General features: G+C 70.8%; 13 protein-coding genes. 9 read left to right on the top strand and 4 right to left on the bottom strand.

All coding sequences use genetic code 11. The annotated features are described in order from the left end of the window. The first annotated feature begins 25 nt into the window (after nucleotides 1–25). A complete protein-coding gene (locus tag AB0M95_RS16180; RefSeq protein WP_363764573.1) occupies nucleotides 26–2542 on the top strand; it encodes a polynucleotide kinase-phosphatase in 2517 nt (838 codons plus the stop codon). Nucleotides 2543–2569: 27 nt separating this feature from the next. On the opposite strand, the gene AB0M95_RS16175 is transcribed toward AB0M95_RS16180, so the two are convergent. The 3 genes from AB0M95_RS16175 to AB0M95_RS16165 all read right to left on the bottom strand — a co-directional run bounded on the left by AB0M95_RS16175 (nucleotide 2570) and on the right by AB0M95_RS16165 (nucleotide 4884). Further along, a complete protein-coding gene (locus AB0M95_RS16175) occupies nucleotides 2570–3226 on the bottom strand; it encodes a DUF6879 family protein (protein ID WP_363764516.1) in 657 nt (218 codons plus the stop codon). A gap of 356 nt (nucleotides 3227–3582) precedes the next feature. Beyond that, on the bottom strand, nucleotides 3583–4140 hold the full coding sequence (locus AB0M95_RS16170; RefSeq protein ID WP_363764513.1) for a DUF1707 domain-containing protein: 558 nt from the start codon (nucleotides 4138–4140) through the stop codon (nucleotides 3583–3585). Nucleotides 4141–4146: 6 nt separating this feature from the next. Then, a complete protein-coding gene (locus AB0M95_RS16165) occupies nucleotides 4147–4884 on the bottom strand; it encodes a PadR family transcriptional regulator (RefSeq protein ID WP_363764510.1) in 738 nt (245 codons plus the stop codon). A 518-nt stretch (nucleotides 4885–5402) separates the two neighbouring features. On the opposite strand from AB0M95_RS16165, the gene AB0M95_RS16160 reads away from it, so the two are divergent. From AB0M95_RS16160 to AB0M95_RS16130, 7 genes are all read left to right on the top strand, one after another. After that, the gene (locus AB0M95_RS16160; RefSeq protein WP_363764507.1) at nucleotides 5403–6134 is read left to right on the top strand and encodes a metal-dependent hydrolase; all 732 of its coding nucleotides are present in this window, start codon (nucleotides 5403–5405) and stop codon (nucleotides 6132–6134) included. Between the two features lie 217 nt (nucleotides 6135–6351). Beyond that, the gene (gene acnA / locus AB0M95_RS16155) at nucleotides 6352–9087 is read left to right on the top strand and encodes an aconitate hydratase AcnA (protein WP_363764504.1); all 2736 of its coding nucleotides are present in this window, start codon (nucleotides 6352–6354) and stop codon (nucleotides 9085–9087) included. 264 nt (nucleotides 9088–9351) lie between these two features. Beyond that, on the top strand, nucleotides 9352–10077 hold the full coding sequence (locus AB0M95_RS16150; protein ID WP_358510269.1) for a TSUP family transporter: 726 nt from the start codon (nucleotides 9352–9354) through the stop codon (nucleotides 10075–10077). 229 nt (nucleotides 10078–10306) lie between these two features. Further along, nucleotides 10307–11431, top strand: coding sequence for a substrate-binding domain-containing protein (locus tag AB0M95_RS16145; protein WP_363764501.1), 1125 nt, complete (start codon nucleotides 10307–10309; stop codon nucleotides 11429–11431). A gap of 100 nt (nucleotides 11432–11531) precedes the next feature. Next, nucleotides 11532–12308, top strand: a complete 777-nt coding sequence (locus tag AB0M95_RS16140) for an ATP-binding cassette domain-containing protein (RefSeq protein ID WP_358510264.1) — start codon at nucleotides 11532–11534, stop codon at nucleotides 12306–12308. Next, nucleotides 12305–13558, top strand: a complete 1254-nt coding sequence (locus AB0M95_RS16135) for an ABC transporter permease (protein ID WP_363764498.1) — start codon at nucleotides 12305–12307, stop codon at nucleotides 13556–13558. The genes AB0M95_RS16140 and AB0M95_RS16135 overlap by 4 nt, the downstream gene beginning before the upstream one ends. A 164-nt stretch (nucleotides 13559–13722) precedes the next feature. Further along, the gene (locus AB0M95_RS16130) at nucleotides 13723–14925 is read left to right on the top strand and encodes an ROK family transcriptional regulator (RefSeq protein ID WP_363764570.1); all 1203 of its coding nucleotides are present in this window, start codon (nucleotides 13723–13725) and stop codon (nucleotides 14923–14925) included. Nucleotides 14926–14954: 29 nt separating this feature from the next. Here the strand turns inward: AB0M95_RS16130 and AB0M95_RS16125 are convergent, their stop codons facing one another. Next, nucleotides 14955–15731 carry a neutral zinc metallopeptidase gene (locus AB0M95_RS16125; RefSeq protein WP_363764496.1) on the bottom strand — a complete coding sequence of 259 codons (777 nt, stop codon included), beginning with the start codon at nucleotides 15729–15731 and terminating at the stop codon, nucleotides 14955–14957. 178 nt (nucleotides 15732–15909) lie between these two features. Between AB0M95_RS16125 and dxs the strand changes: the two genes are divergently transcribed. Continuing rightward, nucleotides 15910–17865 (top strand): 1-deoxy-D-xylulose-5-phosphate synthase, encoded by a 1956-nt coding sequence (gene dxs, locus AB0M95_RS16120; RefSeq protein ID WP_363764493.1) that lies wholly within the window; start codon nucleotides 15910–15912, stop codon nucleotides 17863–17865. The last annotated feature ends 138 nt before the right edge of the window (nucleotides 17866–18003 follow it).

Here is an 18003-nt window from a genome sequence, read left to right as displayed (position 1 = left end):
CGTGGCCGAGTCCGTGACAGAGGCCGTGACTGAGATCGGCGTGCCGGCGCTGTCGCTGGTGGTCCTGGTGGGCGTGTCGGGCAGCGGCAAGTCGACGTTCGCCCGCAAGCACTTCCTGCCGACCCAGGTGATCTCGTCGGACTTCTGCCGGGGCCTGGTCGCCGACGACGAGAACGACCAGGCCGCGACGCCGGACGCCTTCGACGTGCTGCACTACATCGTCGGCACCCGGCTGCGGCGCGGCCTGCTCACCGTCGTGGACGCGACCAACGTCCAGTGGGAGGCGCGCAAGAAGCTGGTCGAGCTGGCCAGGAGCCACGACGTGCTCGTGGACGCGATCGTGCTCGACGTCCCCGAGGACGTCGCGATCGCCCGCAACGCCCTGCGCCCCGACCGCGACTTCGGCGCGCACGTGATCGTCCGGCAGCGCAAGGACCTGCGCCGTTCGCTGTCGAAGATCTCCAGGGACGGCTTCCGCCGGGTCCACGTGCTCAGGGGCGAGGAGGCGATCGACGCCGCCACGATCACCTTCGAGAAGGCGTGGACCGACCGGCGTGAGCTGACCGGCCCGTTCGACGTCATCGGCGACGTACACGGCTGCCGCGCCGAGCTGGAGTCCCTTCTCGTCGCCCTCGGCTGGGAGTTGCGCCGCGACGACGCCGGGCGTCCGGTCGGGGCCGCGCACCCCGAGGGCAGGACGGCCGTGTTCGTGGGCGACCTCGTCGACCGGGGACCCGACTCGCCCGGCGTGCTGCGCCTGGTCATGGGCATGGTGGCGGCCGGGACGGCGCTGTGCGTGTCCGGCAACCACGAGAACAAGCTCGTCCGCGCGCTCAACGGGCGCAAGGTGTCGGTCACGCACGGCCTGGAGCGGTCGCTGGAGCAGTTCGCCGCCGAGCCGGAGGACTTCCGCGAGGCCGCCAGGACGTTCATGGACGGGCTGATCAGCCACTACCAGCTCGACGACGGCAAGCTGGTGGTCGCGCACGCAGGACTGAAGGAGGCCTACCACGGCCGCGCGTCGGGCCGCGTGCGGTCCTTCGCGCTGTACGGCGACACGACGGGGGAGACCGACGAGTACGGCCTGCCCGTCCGTTACCCGTGGGCCAACGACTACCGGGGCCGGGCGATGGTCGTCTACGGTCACACGCCGATCCCGGATCCGGAGTGGGTCAACAACACGCTGTGCGTGGACACCGGGTGCGTGTTCGGCGGCAGGCTCACCGCGCTGCGGTACCCGAGCCGCGAGCTGGTGTCGGTGCCCGCCGAGCGGGTCTGGTACGAGCCCGCGCGCCCGCTCGCCGGGTCCACCGCGCGCGACCCCGGCGTCCTGGACATCGGCGACGTGAACGGCACCCGGTACGTCGAGACGCGCACCGGCGGGAAGGTCAAGATCCGCGAGGAGAACGCGGCCGCGGCGCTGGAGATCATGAGCAGGTTCGCGGTCGACCCGCGCTGGCTGGTCTACCTGCCGCCGACCATGGCCCCGCCCGCCACCTCCCCGCTCGACGGCTACCTGGAGCACCCGGCCGAGGCGTTCGAGGAGTTCGCCTCCTTCGGCGTCACCGAGGTCGTGTGCGAGGAGAAGCACATGGGCTCGCGGGCCATCGCCGTGCTCGCGCGCACGCCCGAGGCCGCCGCGGCGCGCTTCGGCGTCGCCGACGGCAGCTGTGGGACCGTCCACACCCGCACCGGGCGGCCGTTCTTCGACGATCCGGCGCTGACCGAGCGGCTCGTGGCGCGCCTGAGGGAGGCCGTCTCGGACGCCGGGCTCTGGGGGAGCCTGGGCACCGAGTGGATCGTCCTGGACTGCGAGCTGCTGCCCTGGTCGGCCAAGGCCGAGGGGCTGATCCGCGAGCAGTACGCCTCGGTGGGCGCGGCGGCCCGCGCGTCCCTGCCCGAGGCGGTGGCGCTGCTGGAGGCCGCGGCCGGGCGCGGCCTGGACGTGGAGGGCCCCCTCGCCCGCACCCGCCGCCGCGCGTCCAACGCCACCCTGTTCCGGGACGCCTACGCGCGGTACTGCGGGCCGGTGTCGGGGCTGGACGGCATCCGGCTGGCGCCGTTCCAGATCCTCGCGGTGGAGGGACGGGCGACGGCGGCGCTGGAGCCGCACTCCTGGCACCTGGAGACGCTGGCCCGCCTGGAATCCGACGTCATCACCCCGACGCGGCACGTCTTCGTGTCCCTGGACTCCGAGGAGTCGCGGGCCGAGGCGACCGCGTGGTGGACCGCGCTCACCGGCGCCGGCGGGGAGGGCATGGTCGTCAAGCCGGTCCACCCGGGCCCCGGCCGCGTCCAGCCGGGGGTCAAGGTGCGCGGGCGCGAGTACCTGCGCATCATCTACGGCCCGGACTACACCGAGAGCATCGACGCGCTGCGCTCGCGCTTCCTCGGCAAGAAGCGGTCAATGGCGCTGCGCGAGCACGCCCTCGGCCTGGAGTCGCTGGCGCGGCTGGCCGAGGGCGAGCCGCTGTGGCGCGTCCACGAGCCGGTCTTCGCCGTGCTCGCCCTGGAGTCCGAGCCCGTCGACCCGCGGCTCTGACCCCACGGGGCCCGCCGGAAGGCGCGGTCAGGGCGTCCGGGCGGGCGCGGACAGCGGGCCGACCTCGCGGTGGACGTACGCCCGTAGTTCCTCGCCCTGGTCGTACAGGGCGGTCAGCGCCGCGAGGCAGGGGTCGATCACCTCGGGGTCGGTGATGCGCCGCCCCCCGAGGTGGGCGCCCGCCCCGTCGTACAGCACCTCGTACATCAGTCCGGACTCGAAGATCAGCAACTCGGGCAGCGGCCGGGAACGTTCGAACGGGCGCACGGCCGAGGCGGGCACCACGCGGGACCGCTCGCCGGCGTCGGCGCGCGCAGCGAGGACGTGCAGCTCCCACTGCATGTAGGGCGTGAGGGGCCACTCGACGACGCGGGCGCGGCGGAACTCGGCGTAGCCGTCGTACTCGGCGGGGAACCCCGCGCGCATCTCGCCGACGAGCCGCAGGGAACGTTCCCAGTCGCCTTCCGTCATGGCGACCCAGCTCGGCTCGTAGGGCTCGTAGAAGTGCTGGGCGCGTTCCAGCTTCCAGACCACGCCTTCGGCGCTCTCGTAGGCCGCGCGGAACTCCGGGCCGTACACCTCCGGTGGAAGGACCGCCGCGTCCGCCGTGCGTACCCGCTCGAACACCTCGGCGACCTCGACCACCTTGAGATCACGGCGATCAACGCGGGTCATCGGGACCATCGGCTGCTCCTCGTCGTCGGTACGGCGCTCCACGGAGTGCCGGCCGCGGAGCTTTGGCGTGGGGTACGGGGAGAACAGGCGCCACCATGCCCGGGCGTGTTCACAGCCAAACCCGGGAATGACAACGGTCTTCAAGACAAGGCAGATCATGAATCGGCTGACTTGGAGCGTCAAGGCCCAATTCGGGACGGCGGGCACTCGCGCGGCTACGGCGCGCAACCGCTCGGGGGGCGTCCGCGCAGGTCGGCGCGCATGCGAAAGGCCGGACGGGCACGCGGCCCGTCCGGCCGGAAGATCGGCTCGCGGATCGGCTTACAGGTCGGCTTACAGGTCGGCTTATGGGGCCCGGCGGCGGCTCAGAAACGGCGGCCGGCGCGGGGGTGGTGGTGACGGAGGCGGCGGTGCGCCAGGCCGAGCACGGCGAACACCAGCCACAGCAGGAACAGCACCTTCAGGACGCCGAACACCGGCCACAGCGAGCCGGAGACCAGCGAGGCGATCACCACGATCGCCAGGATGAACAGGAACACCGGCGGCCTGCCGTGCCGGCGGTGCGCGCGGTACCGCTCGTAGCGGGCCGCGCGCATGGCGTGCCGCCAGGCCAGGTCGCCGGGGTGAGGCCCCCAGGGAGGGCCGGACGCGCGGCCCCACGGCGCGGGATCGGCGTGCAGCGCGGGTCCCCACGCGGGCGCCCAGCCGGGCCGCCCGCCGTCCGCCCGGCGAGGCGCGGCGGGGCCGGGAAGGTCGGCCGTCACCCGGCGCAGCTCGCCGGCCGTGCGGGCGGCGAGGACGGTGTCGAGTCGTTCGTCCAGCTCTTCGTGGGTGAGACGGCCCTGCGCGAAGTGCTCGCGCAGGACGGTCATCACCTCGTCGCGCTCCGCGTCACCGATCCGCAGATCGTCCCGCGAGGTCATCGGGGGTCACTCCTCCGAGGTGTCGCCGTCGGCCAGAATCTGGTAGAGCTTGCGCCGGGTCTGGGCCAGGATCTGCTTGGCCTGCCCGATCTGGTTCTCGCTCCCAGTCTGCGCTATCTGGAAGAGCGCCGAGGCGGCCTGCCGGGACAGGTCGAAAAGCTCGTAGACCGTGTCGTCGACCTCGGGCGTCATGTCCTCCCACGGCGCGCGCACCTCGTCGGGGTGCTGTGTCACGTACTCACGGCCCGCGTCGGTGAGCTGGAACGTCTTGCGGCCCTCGGTCTCCTCGGAGCGCACCAGGCCCTCGTCGGTGAGCTGCTGCAGGGCCGGGTACACGGCGCCCGGGCTGGGCTTCCAGCCGCCCTGGCTGCGCTCGGCGATCTCCTGGATGATCTGGTAGCCGTTGCGGGGCTCCTCGCTCAGCAGCGCGAGGATCGCGGCCCGGACGTCGCCGCGCTTCGCTTTGCGCGGTCCCCGGCCGAACGGCCCGCCGCGTCCGAACGGGAACCCGGGCCCGCCGAAGGGGCCGCGCCCGAAGTCCCACGGGAAGGGGCCCGGCCCGCGGCGCCCCCGGTGGCGGCGCTCCCGGCCCTCGTGCTCGTCGCCGGGCCCCTGCGGGCCGTGTTGGTGGTGCTGGTGCCCCTGGTGCCAGCCCGAGGCCACGGAGCCGAACGCGGTCATCGCCGCGTCCCTGATCTCTCGCGGGTCGGGCCAGGGCCCTCTCATCGCATGTGCGTGTGTCATCGTCTTCCCCCTGACGTGGCGATCGACCGTCGACCGCTCTCGATGGCTCAACGATATATCGATACTGTTCTTAGAACAACCTCATACCCGAGATATCGGGGAGTCGTCCGTCGTGGGACCTGCGTGCGGGGAGGTGGGCGCGGTGGTCGCCGGAAGGCTCTACCTGCGCTTTGCCGCACAGGGTGATCGGATGCGAACCTTCCGTCACCGTACGGCGGAACGTGCCAAAAAATAGTGACGCAGCTCACGAAAATCCGGGAACAGGTCCTGAGATTCGAGCGTTACCACCTATCGACGGGTCCGTTCTGCTTTGAGAGGGCTGGGGGGTGCTCTTGGAGCGGAACGGTCCCGTCTGTCTATTTCCGGCCTCTTCCCGTCGCCGCCCCTACTGCCGAGTGACCTTCCGGTCCCGGTCAGGGTCACCTATCTCCGGGGCAAGCGACACGCCGGGCCGTTGGGGGCACGCTTCCCGGATATGACCGGGATTTTGCCGTAAGGTGCCCGAACGTGATCTACGCATGATGGGGCATACGCACGCGCTGAGCGGGGCTGCCGCCTGGTTACTCCTCGCGCCGGCGCTCACCGCCCTTCCCGCGCTCGGAGGTCCCGCCGCCGACCTCGCCCCCATGGTCGCGGGCGTGCTGTCGCCGGGCGAGCTGATCGCGGGAACGCTCGTCTGCGCCGGGGGCGCGATGCTCCCGGACCTGGACCATCCGCACGCGACGATCGCTCAGACCTTCGGCCCGGTGACGTGGGTGCTCAGCAAGGTGGTCAACTGGGTCAGCGGCGGCCACCGCCACGCGACCCATTCCCTGGCGTTCGCCGTCGCCGCCGGTTTCGGGGCATATTTCCTCGCCGACCGTTATCCCGTCGGCCGCGACATCGTCGTCATCCTCATGATCGGCCTGGCCGTCCGCGCCATCGGCATCGGCATCCCCGGCAAGACCGTCGTCTCGGCCCTGGTGAACATCGCGATCACCGCGGGGGCGTTCATCCTGTTGCAGTCGCGCGGGGTGGACTACCTCTGGCTCGGCTTCGCCGTCGCGATCGGCTGCCTGGCGCACGTGGTGGGGGACTGCCTCACCGAGCGCGGGTGCCCGGTGCTGTGGCCGCTCCAGCACCGATGGCTCCTGCCGTGGAAGATCGGCATCAAGACCGGCCGGGCGTTCGAGGTGAAGATCCTCGGGCCCGTCCTGTCGGTGGTCGTGATCGGCCTGTTCGCCGCCCGGCTCATACCGGTCGCCACGTGAGGCGCGCGACGCGGCGGTAGGCTACTCACTGTTAACTTGATGTCGAGATACATGACCAGATATCTTGATATCGAGACATCCTTCGCGCGTGCGAGGTTAGGTCCACCTAACTGCGGTGGTTACTCCGCCGGTGCGGCAGGATCTATGGGGCGAACCCGGCATTACGTGTGCGACCCACCATCAGTGGCGATGAGTTGGAACAAGGAGGCGAGTCCCTGTGTCCGCGAACAGCTTCGGTGCCCGTGACACACTTCGCGTCGGTGACGCGGCCTACGAGATCTACCGGCTGGACGCCGTCGAGGGGTCGGCGCGCCTCCCGTACAGCTTGAAGATCCTCCTGGAGAACCTGCTCCGCACCGAGGACGGCGCGAACATCACCGGCGAGCACATCCGCGCGCTCGGCCAGTGGGACCCGAAGGCCGCCCCCAGCGTGGAGATCCAGTTCACCCCGGCCCGCGTGATCATGCAGGACTTCACCGGCGTGCCCTGCGTGGTCGACCTCGCCACGATGCGCGAGGCCGTGCGCGACCTCGGCGGCGACCCGGCGAGGATCAACCCGCTCGCCCCCGCCGAGATGGTCATCGACCACTCCGTCATCGTCGACTTCTTCGGCGGCCCCGACTCCTTCCAGCGCAACGTGGAGCGCGAGTACGAGCGCAACCGCGAGCGCTACCAGTTCCTGCGCTGGGGCCAGACCGCCTTCGACGAGTTCAAGGTCGTCCCGCCGGGCACCGGCATCGTCCACCAGGTCAACATCGAGCACCTCGCCCGGGTCGTGATGACCCGCGACGGCAAGGCCTACCCCGACACCTGCGTCGGCACCGACTCCCACACCACGATGGAGAACGGCGTCGGCGTGCTCGGCTGGGGCGTCGGCGGCATCGAGGCCGAGGCCGCCATGCTCGGCCAGCCGATCTCCATGCTGATCCCGCGCGTGGTCGGCTTCAAGCTCACCGGCGAGCTCCCGCCGGGCGCGACCGCCACCGACCTGGTCCTGCGCATCACCGAGATGCTCCGCCGCCACGGCGTGGTCGGCAAGTTCGTCGAGTTCTACGGCGAGGGCGTCGCGGCCGTCCCGCTGGCCAACCGGGCCACGATCGGCAACATGAGCCCCGAGTTCGGCTCCACCTGCGCGATCTTCCCGATCGACGACGAGACCGTGAAGTACCTCAAGCTCACCGGCCGCCCGGACGAGCAGGTCGCGCTGGTCGAGGCGTACGCCAAGGCCCAGGGCCTGTGGCACGACCCGTCCCGCGAGCCGGACTTCTCCGAGTACATCGAGCTGGACCTGTCCACCGTCGTGCCGTCCATCGCCGGGCCCAAGCGCCCGCAGGACCGCATCGCGCTGGACGCCGCCAAGGAGACCTGGCGCCGCGACGTGCGGGTCTTCGTGCCGGACGCCGACGGCGTGGACGAGGAGGGCGAGGAGTCGTTCCCCGCCTCCGACGCGCCCGCGTCCAACTTCCGCGCCGACGGCGCGCGCCCGCACAACCCGACGCCGGTCACGCTCGCCGACGGCACGTCCTTCGAGATCGACCACGGCGCCGTCGTGATCGCCGCGATCACGTCCTGCACCAACACCTCCAACCCCTACGTCATGATCGGCGCCGCCCTGCTCGCCAGGAACGCCGTGGACAAGGGGCTGACCCGCAAGCCGTGGGTGAAGACCTCGCTGGCCCCCGGCTCGCAGGTCGTCACCGGCTACTTCGAGCGCGCGGGCCTCACGCCCTACCTCGACAAGCTGGGCTTCAACCTCGTCGGGTACGGCTGCACCACCTGCATCGGCAATTCCGGCCCGCTGCCGGAGGAGATCTCCGAGGCCGTCCAGTCCGGCGACCTCGCCGTCACCGCCGTCCTGTCCGGCAACCGCAACTTCGAGGGCCGGATCAACCCCGACGTCAAGATGAACTACCTGGCCTCGCCGCCGCTCGTCGTCGCCTACGCCCTGGCCGGCACGATGGACCTCGACCTGAACACCGAGCCGCTCGGCACGGGCGCCGACGGCGAGCCGGTGTACCTCAAGGACATCTGGCCCTCCCCGGAGGAGGTCAGCGCGGTCGTCAACTCCTCGATCGGCGAGGACATGTTCAAGCGCGACTACGCGGACGTCTTCACCGGCGACGAGACCTGGCGCTCGCTGCCGATCCCGACCGGCGACACCTTCGAGTGGGACCCGTCCTCCACCTACGTCCGCAAGGCGCCGTACTTCGACGGAATGCCGAGCGAGCCCGAGCCGGTCACCGACATCGCGGGCGCGCGCGTGCTCGCCCTGCTCGGCGACTCGGTGACGACCGACCACATCTCGCCGGCCGGTTCCATCAAGTCCGACTCGCCCGCCGGTCGCTACCTCAGGGAGAACGGCGTCGAGTTCAAGGACTTCAACTCCTACGGCTCGCGCCGCGGCAACCACGAGGTCATGATCCGCGGCACGTTCGCCAACATCCGCCTGCGCAACCAGATCGCGCCGGGCACCGAGGGCGGCTTCACCCGCGACTTCACCCAGGACGGCGGCCCCGTCTCCACGATCTACGACGCCTCGGTGAACTACCAGGCGGCCGGGACCCCGCTGGTCGTGCTCGCGGGCAAGGAGTACGGCTCCGGCTCCTCCCGCGACTGGGCGGCCAAGGGCACCGCGCTGCTCGGCGTCCGCGCCGTCATCGCCGAGTCCTACGAGCGGATCCACCGCTCGAACCTCATCGGCATGGGCGTGCTGCCGCTGCAGTTCCCCGAGGGCCACAGCGCGGCGTCGCTCGGGCTGACGGGCGAGAAGACGTTCGACATCACCGGCGTCGAGGAACTGAACGCGGGCACCATCCCGGCGACCGTGACGGTGACGGCCGACGGCAAGGAGTTCCAGGCCGTCGTCCGTATCGACACGCCCGGCGAGGCCGACTACTACCGCCACGGCGGCATCATGCAGTACGTCCTGCGCTCCCTGCTCGCCAAGAGCTGAGCAGGGTCACCGGGGCGCTCCGGCCCCGCACTCGGGGGTCACGAACTCCGACGACGACGGCCCGGCGTCCCACCCACACGCCGGGCCGTCCGGCTTTCCCGCCCCGGAGCCGTCCGGCGCGGTCCTACGGACGCTCCAGGTCGTAGGCGAGGGTCGGCCACGCGGACCGTCGCGACCACCGGTGCCGTTTCCGGGCGGGAGGCGCCTCGTCGCGAGGGATGACCCTTTGCGATGGGTGGGGCGCCGGAGTCTACGGTGCTATGCATGGGTCACGAGGTACTTCTGATATTTCTGGGTGGTTTGGCGGTATTCGTCGGGGCGGTGGTGCAGGGAGGGGTCGGGTTCGGGCTGGGCTTGCTGGCCGCGCCGATCATCACGGTGCTGGACCCCACGGTCATGCCGGGCGGCGTCCAGGTGGTCAACGCCACCCTGCCGCTGCTGACGCTGGTCGCGGAATGGCGCGCGATCGACTGGCGGGGGCTGGGGTTCGCGCTGCTCGGCAGGCTGCCGGGGACGGCGCTCGGCGGGCTCGTCGTCCTCTACGTCAGCACGCGGGCGCTCGGCGTCCTGGTCGGCGTGATGGTGCTCGTGGCGGTGGCGGTCACGGCCTCGGCCCTGGCCGTGCCCAAGAACGGCTTCACGCTGACCGCCGCCGGGCTCATCTCCGGGATCACGGGAACCGCCACCGGCATCGGCGGGCCGCCGCTCGGCATCGTGTACCAGCACGAGAAGGGGCCGAGGATCCGCGCGACGCTGGCGCTGTTCTTCTTCCTGGCCGCCCTGCAGTCGCTCGGCGTCCTCGCCGTCGTCGGCAGGCTGCCGCTCCGGTCGGTCCTCTGGGGCGCGGCGCTGATCCCGTTCATGGTCGCCGGGTTCGCGGCGTCGGGGCCGCTGCGGCGGTTCATGGACGGGGGAAGGATCCGGACCGGGATCCTCGTGGTGGCCGCCGTCTCGGCCTTCGTGCTGATCACGCGCAGCCTCGCAGGTTAAGCATGCGTTTCCCGATTGTTACCGGCGGCAACAAATTTTGACGCCCGGAGGTCTGGCGCACCGGCCCGGATCGGAATACGTTGCCGCAAACAACATTCAAGAAACGGCCAAGCCGCGACCCGGTGGAAGCCGTTCCTTCCCCCGGTCAGAGCTCGGCCGGGCACCTTCCACCCAGACCCCCAACGCCACGCCTCCCGTGGCGATCTCTGCAGAAAGGACCCGTGCACCCATGCGCAAGGGGATCCTCGGCCTGACCGCCGCCGCGGCGGCGCTCACTCTCGGTCTCACCGCCTGCGGGGGCAGCGACAGTGGTGACACCAGCGCGGCACCGTCCAGTGGGGGCGCCTCCACGTCCTCCGAGGCCAAGCCGGGCAAGATCGGCGTGATCCTGCCCGACAGCAAGTCGTCTCCCCGCTGGGAGACCGCCGACCACAAGTTCCTCGAAGAGGCGTTCAAGGCCGCGGGCGTCGCCTACGACATCCAGAACGCGCAGAACGACAAGACCGCGTTCCAGACGATCGCCGACCAGATGATCACCAACGGCGCCACCGTGCTGCTGATCGTCAACCTGGACAGCGGCACCGGCAAGGCCGTCATCGACAAGGCCAAGGCCCAGGGTGTCCCGGTCATCGACTACGACCGCCTGACCCTCGGCGGCGGCGCGTCGTACTACGTCAGCTTCGACAACGTCAAGGTCGGCCAGCTTCAGGGCGAGGGCCTGGTCCAGTGCCTCACCGACAAGAAGGTCGACAAGCCCATCATCGCCGAGCTCAACGGCTCGCCGACGGACAACAACGCGACGCTGTTCAAGCAGGGCTACGACGGCGTGCTCCAGCCGAAGTTCGACTCCGGCGAGTACACCAAGGGCCCGGACGAGTCCGTGCCGGAGTGGGACCCGGTCAAGGGCGGCACGATGTTCGAGCAGATGCTGACCTCCCAGCCCAAGATCGCGGGTGTGCTCGCGGCGAACGACAACCTCGGCAACGCCGCCATCACCGTGCTGAAGAAGCAGAAGCTCAACGGCAAGGTGCCGGTGACCGGCCAGGACGCGGGCGTCCAGGGCCTGCAGAACATCCTCACCGGCGACCAGTGCATGACCGTGTACAAGGCCGTCAAGAAGGAGGCCGACGCGGCCTCCCAGCTCGCCATCGCGCTCGCCAACGGCGAGAAGCCGACCGTGAGCGGGGTCACCAAGGACGCCCAGACCAACCAGGACGTCCCGTCCGTCCTGCTGGACCCGCAGGCGATCACCTTCGACAGCGTCAAGGACGTCGTCGCCGACGGCTTCGTCAGCAAGGACGAGCTCTGCACGGGCGAGTTCGCCGACCTCTGCACCAAGGCCGGAATCCAGTAGAACCGAGGTCCGGTACGGCCGCCGCTTCCCGGGGAGGCCTCCCACAGGAGGTCTCCCCGCCGGGGTGCGCGGCGTGTACCGTCAATCTCTTAGGAGCAACGTGTCATCGCAACCCGTCCTGGAGATCCGCGGGCTCGACAAGAGCTTCGGACCCGTGCAGGTCCTGCACGAGGTCGCCTTCTCGGCGTACGCCGGAGAGGTCACCGCACTTGTCGGCGACAACGGCGCCGGCAAGTCCACCCTGGTCAAGTGCATCGGCGGCACCTACCCGATCGACGCGGGCGAGATGCTGTTCGACGGCCGCCCGGTGCAGGTGAACAGCCCGCGCGAGGCCGCCGACCTCGGCATCGAGATCGTTTATCAGGACCTCGCCCTGTGCGACAACCTGGACATCGTCCAGAACATGTTCCTGGGCCGCGAGAAGAGGAGCGGGCTCGTCCTGGACGAGGCGACGATGGAGGAGATGGCGGCCAAGACCCTCGACAGCCTCTCCGTCCGCACCGTCAAGTCGATCCGGCAGCTCGTGTCCAGCCTGTCCGGCGGCCAGCGGCAGACCGTCGCCATCGCCAAGGCCGTGCTGTGGAACAGCAAGGTCGTCATCCTGGACGAGCCCACCGCCGCGCTCGGCGTCGCCCAGACCGCCCAGGTGCTGGAGCTGGTGCGCCGGCTGGCCGACAACGGCCTGGCGGTGATCCTCATCTCGCACAACATGAACGACGTCTTCGCCGTCTCGGACCGGATCGCGGCGCTGTACCTCGGCCGCATGGCCGCGCAGGTGAAGACGGCCGACGTCACCCACGCGCAGGTCGTCGAGCTGATCACCTCGGGACGCAGCGGCGAGCTCGGCCTGCAGAACGTCAACGGAGTCACCGCATGAGTACGACGATGCTTCCCGGCACGAAGACCGCCGCGCCGTCGCCCGGCATCGGCGAGAACGTCCGTGCCTACATCGGACGGGTCCGGGGCGGTGACATGGGCGCCCTGCCGGCCATCCTCGGGTTGCTCGTGCTGTGCACCACCTTCGCGATCCTGCGGCCGGTGTTCCTATCGGCGATCAACTTCGCCAACCTGTTCACCCAGGGCGCCGCGATCAGCGTGATCGCCATGGGACTGGTCTTCGTCCTGCTCCTCGGTGAGATCGACCTGTCCGCGGGGTGGACCAGCGGCGTCTGCGCGGCGGTGCTCGCCGTCGCCATGACCCAGAACGGCCTGCCGTGGTACGTCAGCGTCGGCGCGGCGATCCTCACCGGCGTCGTGATCGGCCTCGCGCTCGGCGCGCTGGTCGCCAAGCTCGGCATTCCCTCCTTCGTGGTGACGCTGGCCGCCTTCCTCGCCTTCCAGGGCGCGCTCCTCGTCCTGGTGCGCGAGGGCAACAACATCGCCATCCGCGACCCGGTGATCATCGCGATCGAGAACAGGTACCTCCCGCCGGCCCTCGGCTGGATCTTGTACGCGGTGTGCGTCCTCGCGTACGCCGCCCTGCAGATCGTGCGGGCGCGCCGCCGCGCCGGCCGCGGCCTCTCGGCCGACCCGGTCACGCTCATCGCCGTCCGGGTGGGCGCGCTGGCGATCCTCGGCGGGCTCGCGGTCTACGCCCTGAACCTGGAGCGCAGCCGCAACGCCCTGCTGGTCTCGCTCAAGGGCGTGCCGATCGTCGTCCCGATCATCCTGGCGCTGCTGATCTTCTGGACGTTCGTCCTGCGCCGCACGGCCTTCGGCCGGCACATCTACGCCGTCGGCGGCAACGCCGAGGCCGCCCGCCGCGCCGGCATCAACGTGGACCGCATCCGGGTCAGCGCCTTCGTCATCTGCTCCGGCATGGCGTCCGTGGGCGGCATCGTCCTGGCGTCCCAGGCCAGTTCCGTCGACCCCAGCACGGGCGGCAGCGACGTGCTGCTGTTCGCGGTCGGCGCCGCGGTCATCGGCGGCACCAGCCTGTTCGGAGGCAAGGGCAGGGTGCTGGACGCGCTGCTCGGCGGCGCCGTGGTCGCGGTCATCAACAACGGCATGGGCCTGATGGGTTACAGCGCGAGCGTCAAGTACATCGTCACCGGGCTGGTCCTGCTCCTGGCCGCCGGGGTCGACGCGCTCTCCCGCAAGCGCGCCGCCGCCTCTGGTCTAGGGTGATTCCTGCCTGTCCGTCCCAGTAATTTGCCAAGGAACGTCTATGGTGTTCATATGAACACCGGCGGGGTTCCCGTGCCGGTGTGCCGCCGGCGCGCGGCCTGTCCGGGGACGGCCTCGCCGCTCCGCCTATGTGACAGCACGAACGAACCAGAGGACCAACGATGATGCGCGCGGGGCCCTCGCAGGAGGAGATCCGGCGCCAGAACCTCGGGGCGCTCCTGCGGCACGTCCATCTCAGCGGGCCCACCTCCCGCGCCGAGCTCACCAGCAGGATGGGGCTCAACCGCAGCACGATCATGGCGCTCACCGCCGACCTCACCGCGGCGGGCCTCGTCCGCGAGGAACTGCCCGGGGAGACCGGGCGGGCGGGCCGCCCGTCCCTGGTGGTGCGTCCCGAGTCGTCCCGGGTGTACGTCCTGGCGTTCGACATCGGCGTCGACCGGCTCGTCGCCGCCCGGGTGGGCCTGGGCGGCGTGATCCTCGACCGCGTCGAGTCCCCGCGCGAGCGTGGCCCATTCTCGCTCGGCGAGGTGTCCGGCCTGCTGGCGGGCTTCACCGGCCGGATGCTGAAGAAGGTCGGCGCCGACGCGGTGTGCGTGGGCGCGGGCGTCTCCTTCTCCGGCGGCGTCCGCCGGCTCGACGGCGTCGTCAGATTCAGCCCGAACCTGGGCGTCTCGGACGTTCCCCTCGGCGCGGAGCTGGAGTCCAGGCTGGGGCTCGGCATCCCCGTCGCCGTGGGCAACGACGCCAACCTCGGCGCGCTCGCCGAGCAGGCCCGGGGCGTCGGGGCCGGGTCCCGTGACCTCATCTACCTGCACGGCGACGTCGGCATCGGCGGCGGCATCATCGCCTCCGGTCAGTTGCTCGGCGGCCACGGCGGCTACGGCGGCGAGGTCGGGCACATGGTGGTCAACGCGGGGGGACGGCCGTGCGGCTGCGGGTCCCGCGGCTGCCTGGAGGCCGAGGTGGGGGAGCGGGCGCTGCTGGAGGCCGCCGGGCGGTTCGGCCACCAGGTCGGCCGTGACGCCGTGCGCGCGGTCGTGGACGCCGCCGACCGCGGCGACGTCGTCGCCCGCGAGGCTCTGCTGCGCGTGGGCGACTGGCTCGGCCTCGGCGTGGCCAACCTGGTGAACATCTTCAACCCCGAGATCGTCGTCTTCGGGGGCATGCTCAGGGAGATCTACCTGGGCGCCGCGGCCCAGGTGCGCAGCCGGATCAACACCGACGTCCTGCACGCCTCCCGCGAGCACCTGCGGCTGCGCACCCCCGTGCTCGGGGACGACACGACGCTGGTGGGGGCCGCCGAGCTGGCCTTCGCCCAAGTGCTCGCCGACCCTCTGGACGCCCTCGCCCGCGTGGGCGCCTAGCCGGGCCGCTCTCTGCCGGGGACCGCTCTCTACGCCACCATCGAGGCGCCGGCGATCCAGGAGTTGCACGCGGCCGGGCCCGCGGCCTTGAAGCCGCGGTTCAGCCAGTTGGCGATGTTGCGGCCCTTGCCGTGGTCGCGCGCGTCGGTGGTCTCGTCGCCGCTGCGCCGGTCGGCTTCCAGCAGCGCCCGCCAGTCGTCCGTGGAACGGTCGAGGGAACTCCAGACGCTGCCGATGAAGGCGCCCGCCAGGCATTCGGCCTGGAGTTCGTGCCTGCGGGTCTGCTCGTCGTACTCCGACCGGCCGCGGCCGGGGAGGTTGTTGTAGGCCTTCCACATGCCCGCGAGGTTCTGGACGTGGTGGCCGTACTCGTGGGCGATCACGTCCATGAGGAAGAGGTCCTCGGCGTTGCTCATGACGGACTTGTCCAGCAGGAACACGATCTGGCGCGTCGGGTTGCAGTAGATCGCCTGGACGTACTTGCCCCACTTGTCCCCGCACGCCCGCTGGGGCTTGGTGATGAACTTCACAGTCGGCGCGACGAACGGGATGCCCGCCCGCTTGAACTGGGCCGACCACACGTCGTTCAGGCACGAGACCAGCGGAGTCAGGTAGCGCTTGGCCGAGGCGACGTCCCCCGCCTCCACGGGCTGTTCGGGACAGGACGTGCGGGGAAGAGGCCCGGAGGAGTACAGCGGGCTCCCGGTGAGGACCGGCGCGTTCTTGATCGGATAGGCCCAGGATGTGCCCTGGAAGAGCAGCGGTGCGACCAGGGCCAACAGGACGACAAGGGAGAGCTTGCGCATGACCCCATGAGGGTACGCGACACGCCCACACCTCGTAAAACCGATCTAATGTGGGCAAGCTGTGAAGGTTTGGCGAGGCTCTCACGGGAGCGCCGCCGGGGTGGGATCCTTGGGCAAATAGACTTCGGGCCAGGTCGGCGAACAGGTAAACAGGCGAGCAAGTGGAGGAGATGATTCCGTGAGCGAGCGGAGCCAGCGGAGCGACGGTCCTGATGACGGACAGGCCGACCTTCTCGCCTCGGTGAAGGGTCCAGGGGACCTCAAGCGGCTGGAGCCCGGCGAACTGCCCCTCCTGGCCGCCGAGATCCGTGACCTTCTCGTCTCCACGACCTCCCGTACGGGCGGTCACCTCGGCCCCAACCTGGGCGTCGTCGAGCTGACCATCGCGCTGCACCGCGTGTTCGACTCCCCGCGCGATCGCATCCTGTGGGACACCGGCCACCAGGCGTACGTCCACAAGATGCTCACGGGCCGCGCCGGCGACTTCGACACCCTGCGCAAGGAGGGCGGCCTGTCGGGGTACCCGAGCCAGGCCGAGTCCGAGCACGACATCATCGAGAACTCCCACGCCTCGACGGCCCTGTCCTACGCCGACGGCCTGGCCAAGGCCTACAAGCTGCGCGGCGAGACCGGCCGCACGGTCGTCGCGGTGATCGGCGACGGCGCGCTGACCGGCGGCATGGCCTGGGAGGCGCTCAACAACATCGCCGGCCACGCCAAGGACCCCGACCTGCCGCTGGTCATCGTCGTCAACGACAACGGCAGGTCCTACTCGCCCACCATCGGCGGGCTGGCCTCCCACCTGGCGTCCCTGCGCATGACGCAGAACTACGAGCACATGCTGGAGTTCGTCAAGCACAACCTCGGCCGCGTCCCCGTCGTCGGCGCCCCGCTGTACGACACGCTGCACGGCGTCAAGAAGGGCATCAAGGACGTCCTGGCGCCCCAGGTCATGTTCGAGGACCTCGGGCTGAAGTACGTCGGCCCGATCGACGGCCACGACGAGCAGGCGGTCGAGGCGGCCCTGCGCAAGGCGCGCGACTTCCGCGGCCCCGTCATCGTCCACGTCCTCACCACCAAGGGCCACGGCTACGCGCACGCCGAGAACCACGACGAGGACTGCTTCCACTCGCCGCAGCCCTTCGACCCGCTGACCGGCGAGGAGCAGCCCCGGCCCCACGGCTGGACCAACGTCTTCGGCCAGGAGCTCGTCCGGCTCGGCGCCGAGCGGCCCGACCTGGTGGCGATCACCGCCGCCATGCTGCACCCCACCGGCCTGGCCGCGTTCGCCGAGGCCTACCCCTCGCGCATCTACGACGTCGGCATCGCCGAGCAGCACGCCCTGACCAGCGCGGCGGGCCTCGCCCTCGGTGGCGTGCACCCGGTCGTCGCCGTCTACGCCACGTTCCTCAACCGCGCCTTCGACCAGCTCCTGATGGACGTCGCGCTGCACCGCCTGCCCGTCACCGTCGTGCTGGACCGCGCCGGCGTCACCGGCGACGACGGCGCGAGCCACAACGGCATGTGGGACCTGTCGATCCTCCAGGTCGTCCCCGGACTGTCGATCGCCGCGCCGCGCGACGCCTCGCGGCTGCGCGAGCTGCTCGGCGAGGCGGTCGAGGTGGACGACGGCCCGACCGTCCTGCGGTTCCCCAAGGGCGCGGTCGGGCCCGAGATCCCCGCCACCGGAAAGCTCGGCGCGATGGACGTCCTGCGGGACGGCGGTGAGAGCGCCGACGTCCTGCTGGTGGCCGTCGGCCCCATGGCCGCGATCTGCCTGGAGGCCGCCGCACTGCTGGACGCGCACGGCATCTCGGCCACCATCGTCGACCCGCGCTGGGTCAAGCCGCTGGACGACGCGCTGGCGGGCGCCGCGCGCGCCGCCCGGCTCGTCGCCGTCGTCGAGGACAACGGCCGGGTCGGCGGGGTGGGCGACGCCGTGGCGCGCCTGCTCAGGGACGCCGAGATCGACGTCCCGGTGCGCACGTTCGGCGTCCCCCAGCGGTTCCTCGGCCACGCCAAGCGGCCCAAGATCCTCGCCGAGGCGGGCCTCACCGGGCAGGACATCGCCCGCCGGATCACCGAGACCGTCACCCGCGGCGCGCCCGTCCTGGAGGAGCACCCCGCCTCCTGACCGACGCCCGTGATCCTCCTTTCCGCCGGTCGGCGCCCGGCGGAAACGGGGAGGAATGTTCGGTCTGACCTGGGGTACTCGTGGTGTGCGCTTTCCTCGTGAAGGTGTAGCACATGGTCGAGGGCGATCAGGGGCGTG

This window comes from Sphaerisporangium sp. NPDC051017 (genome assembly GCF_040683095.1).
Taxonomy (GTDB): Bacteria; Actinomycetota; Actinomycetes; order Streptosporangiales; family Streptosporangiaceae; genus Sphaerisporangium.
The sequence above is the reverse complement of the archived record's forward strand: the minus strand, read 5'-3'. Positions and strand labels throughout refer to the sequence as shown.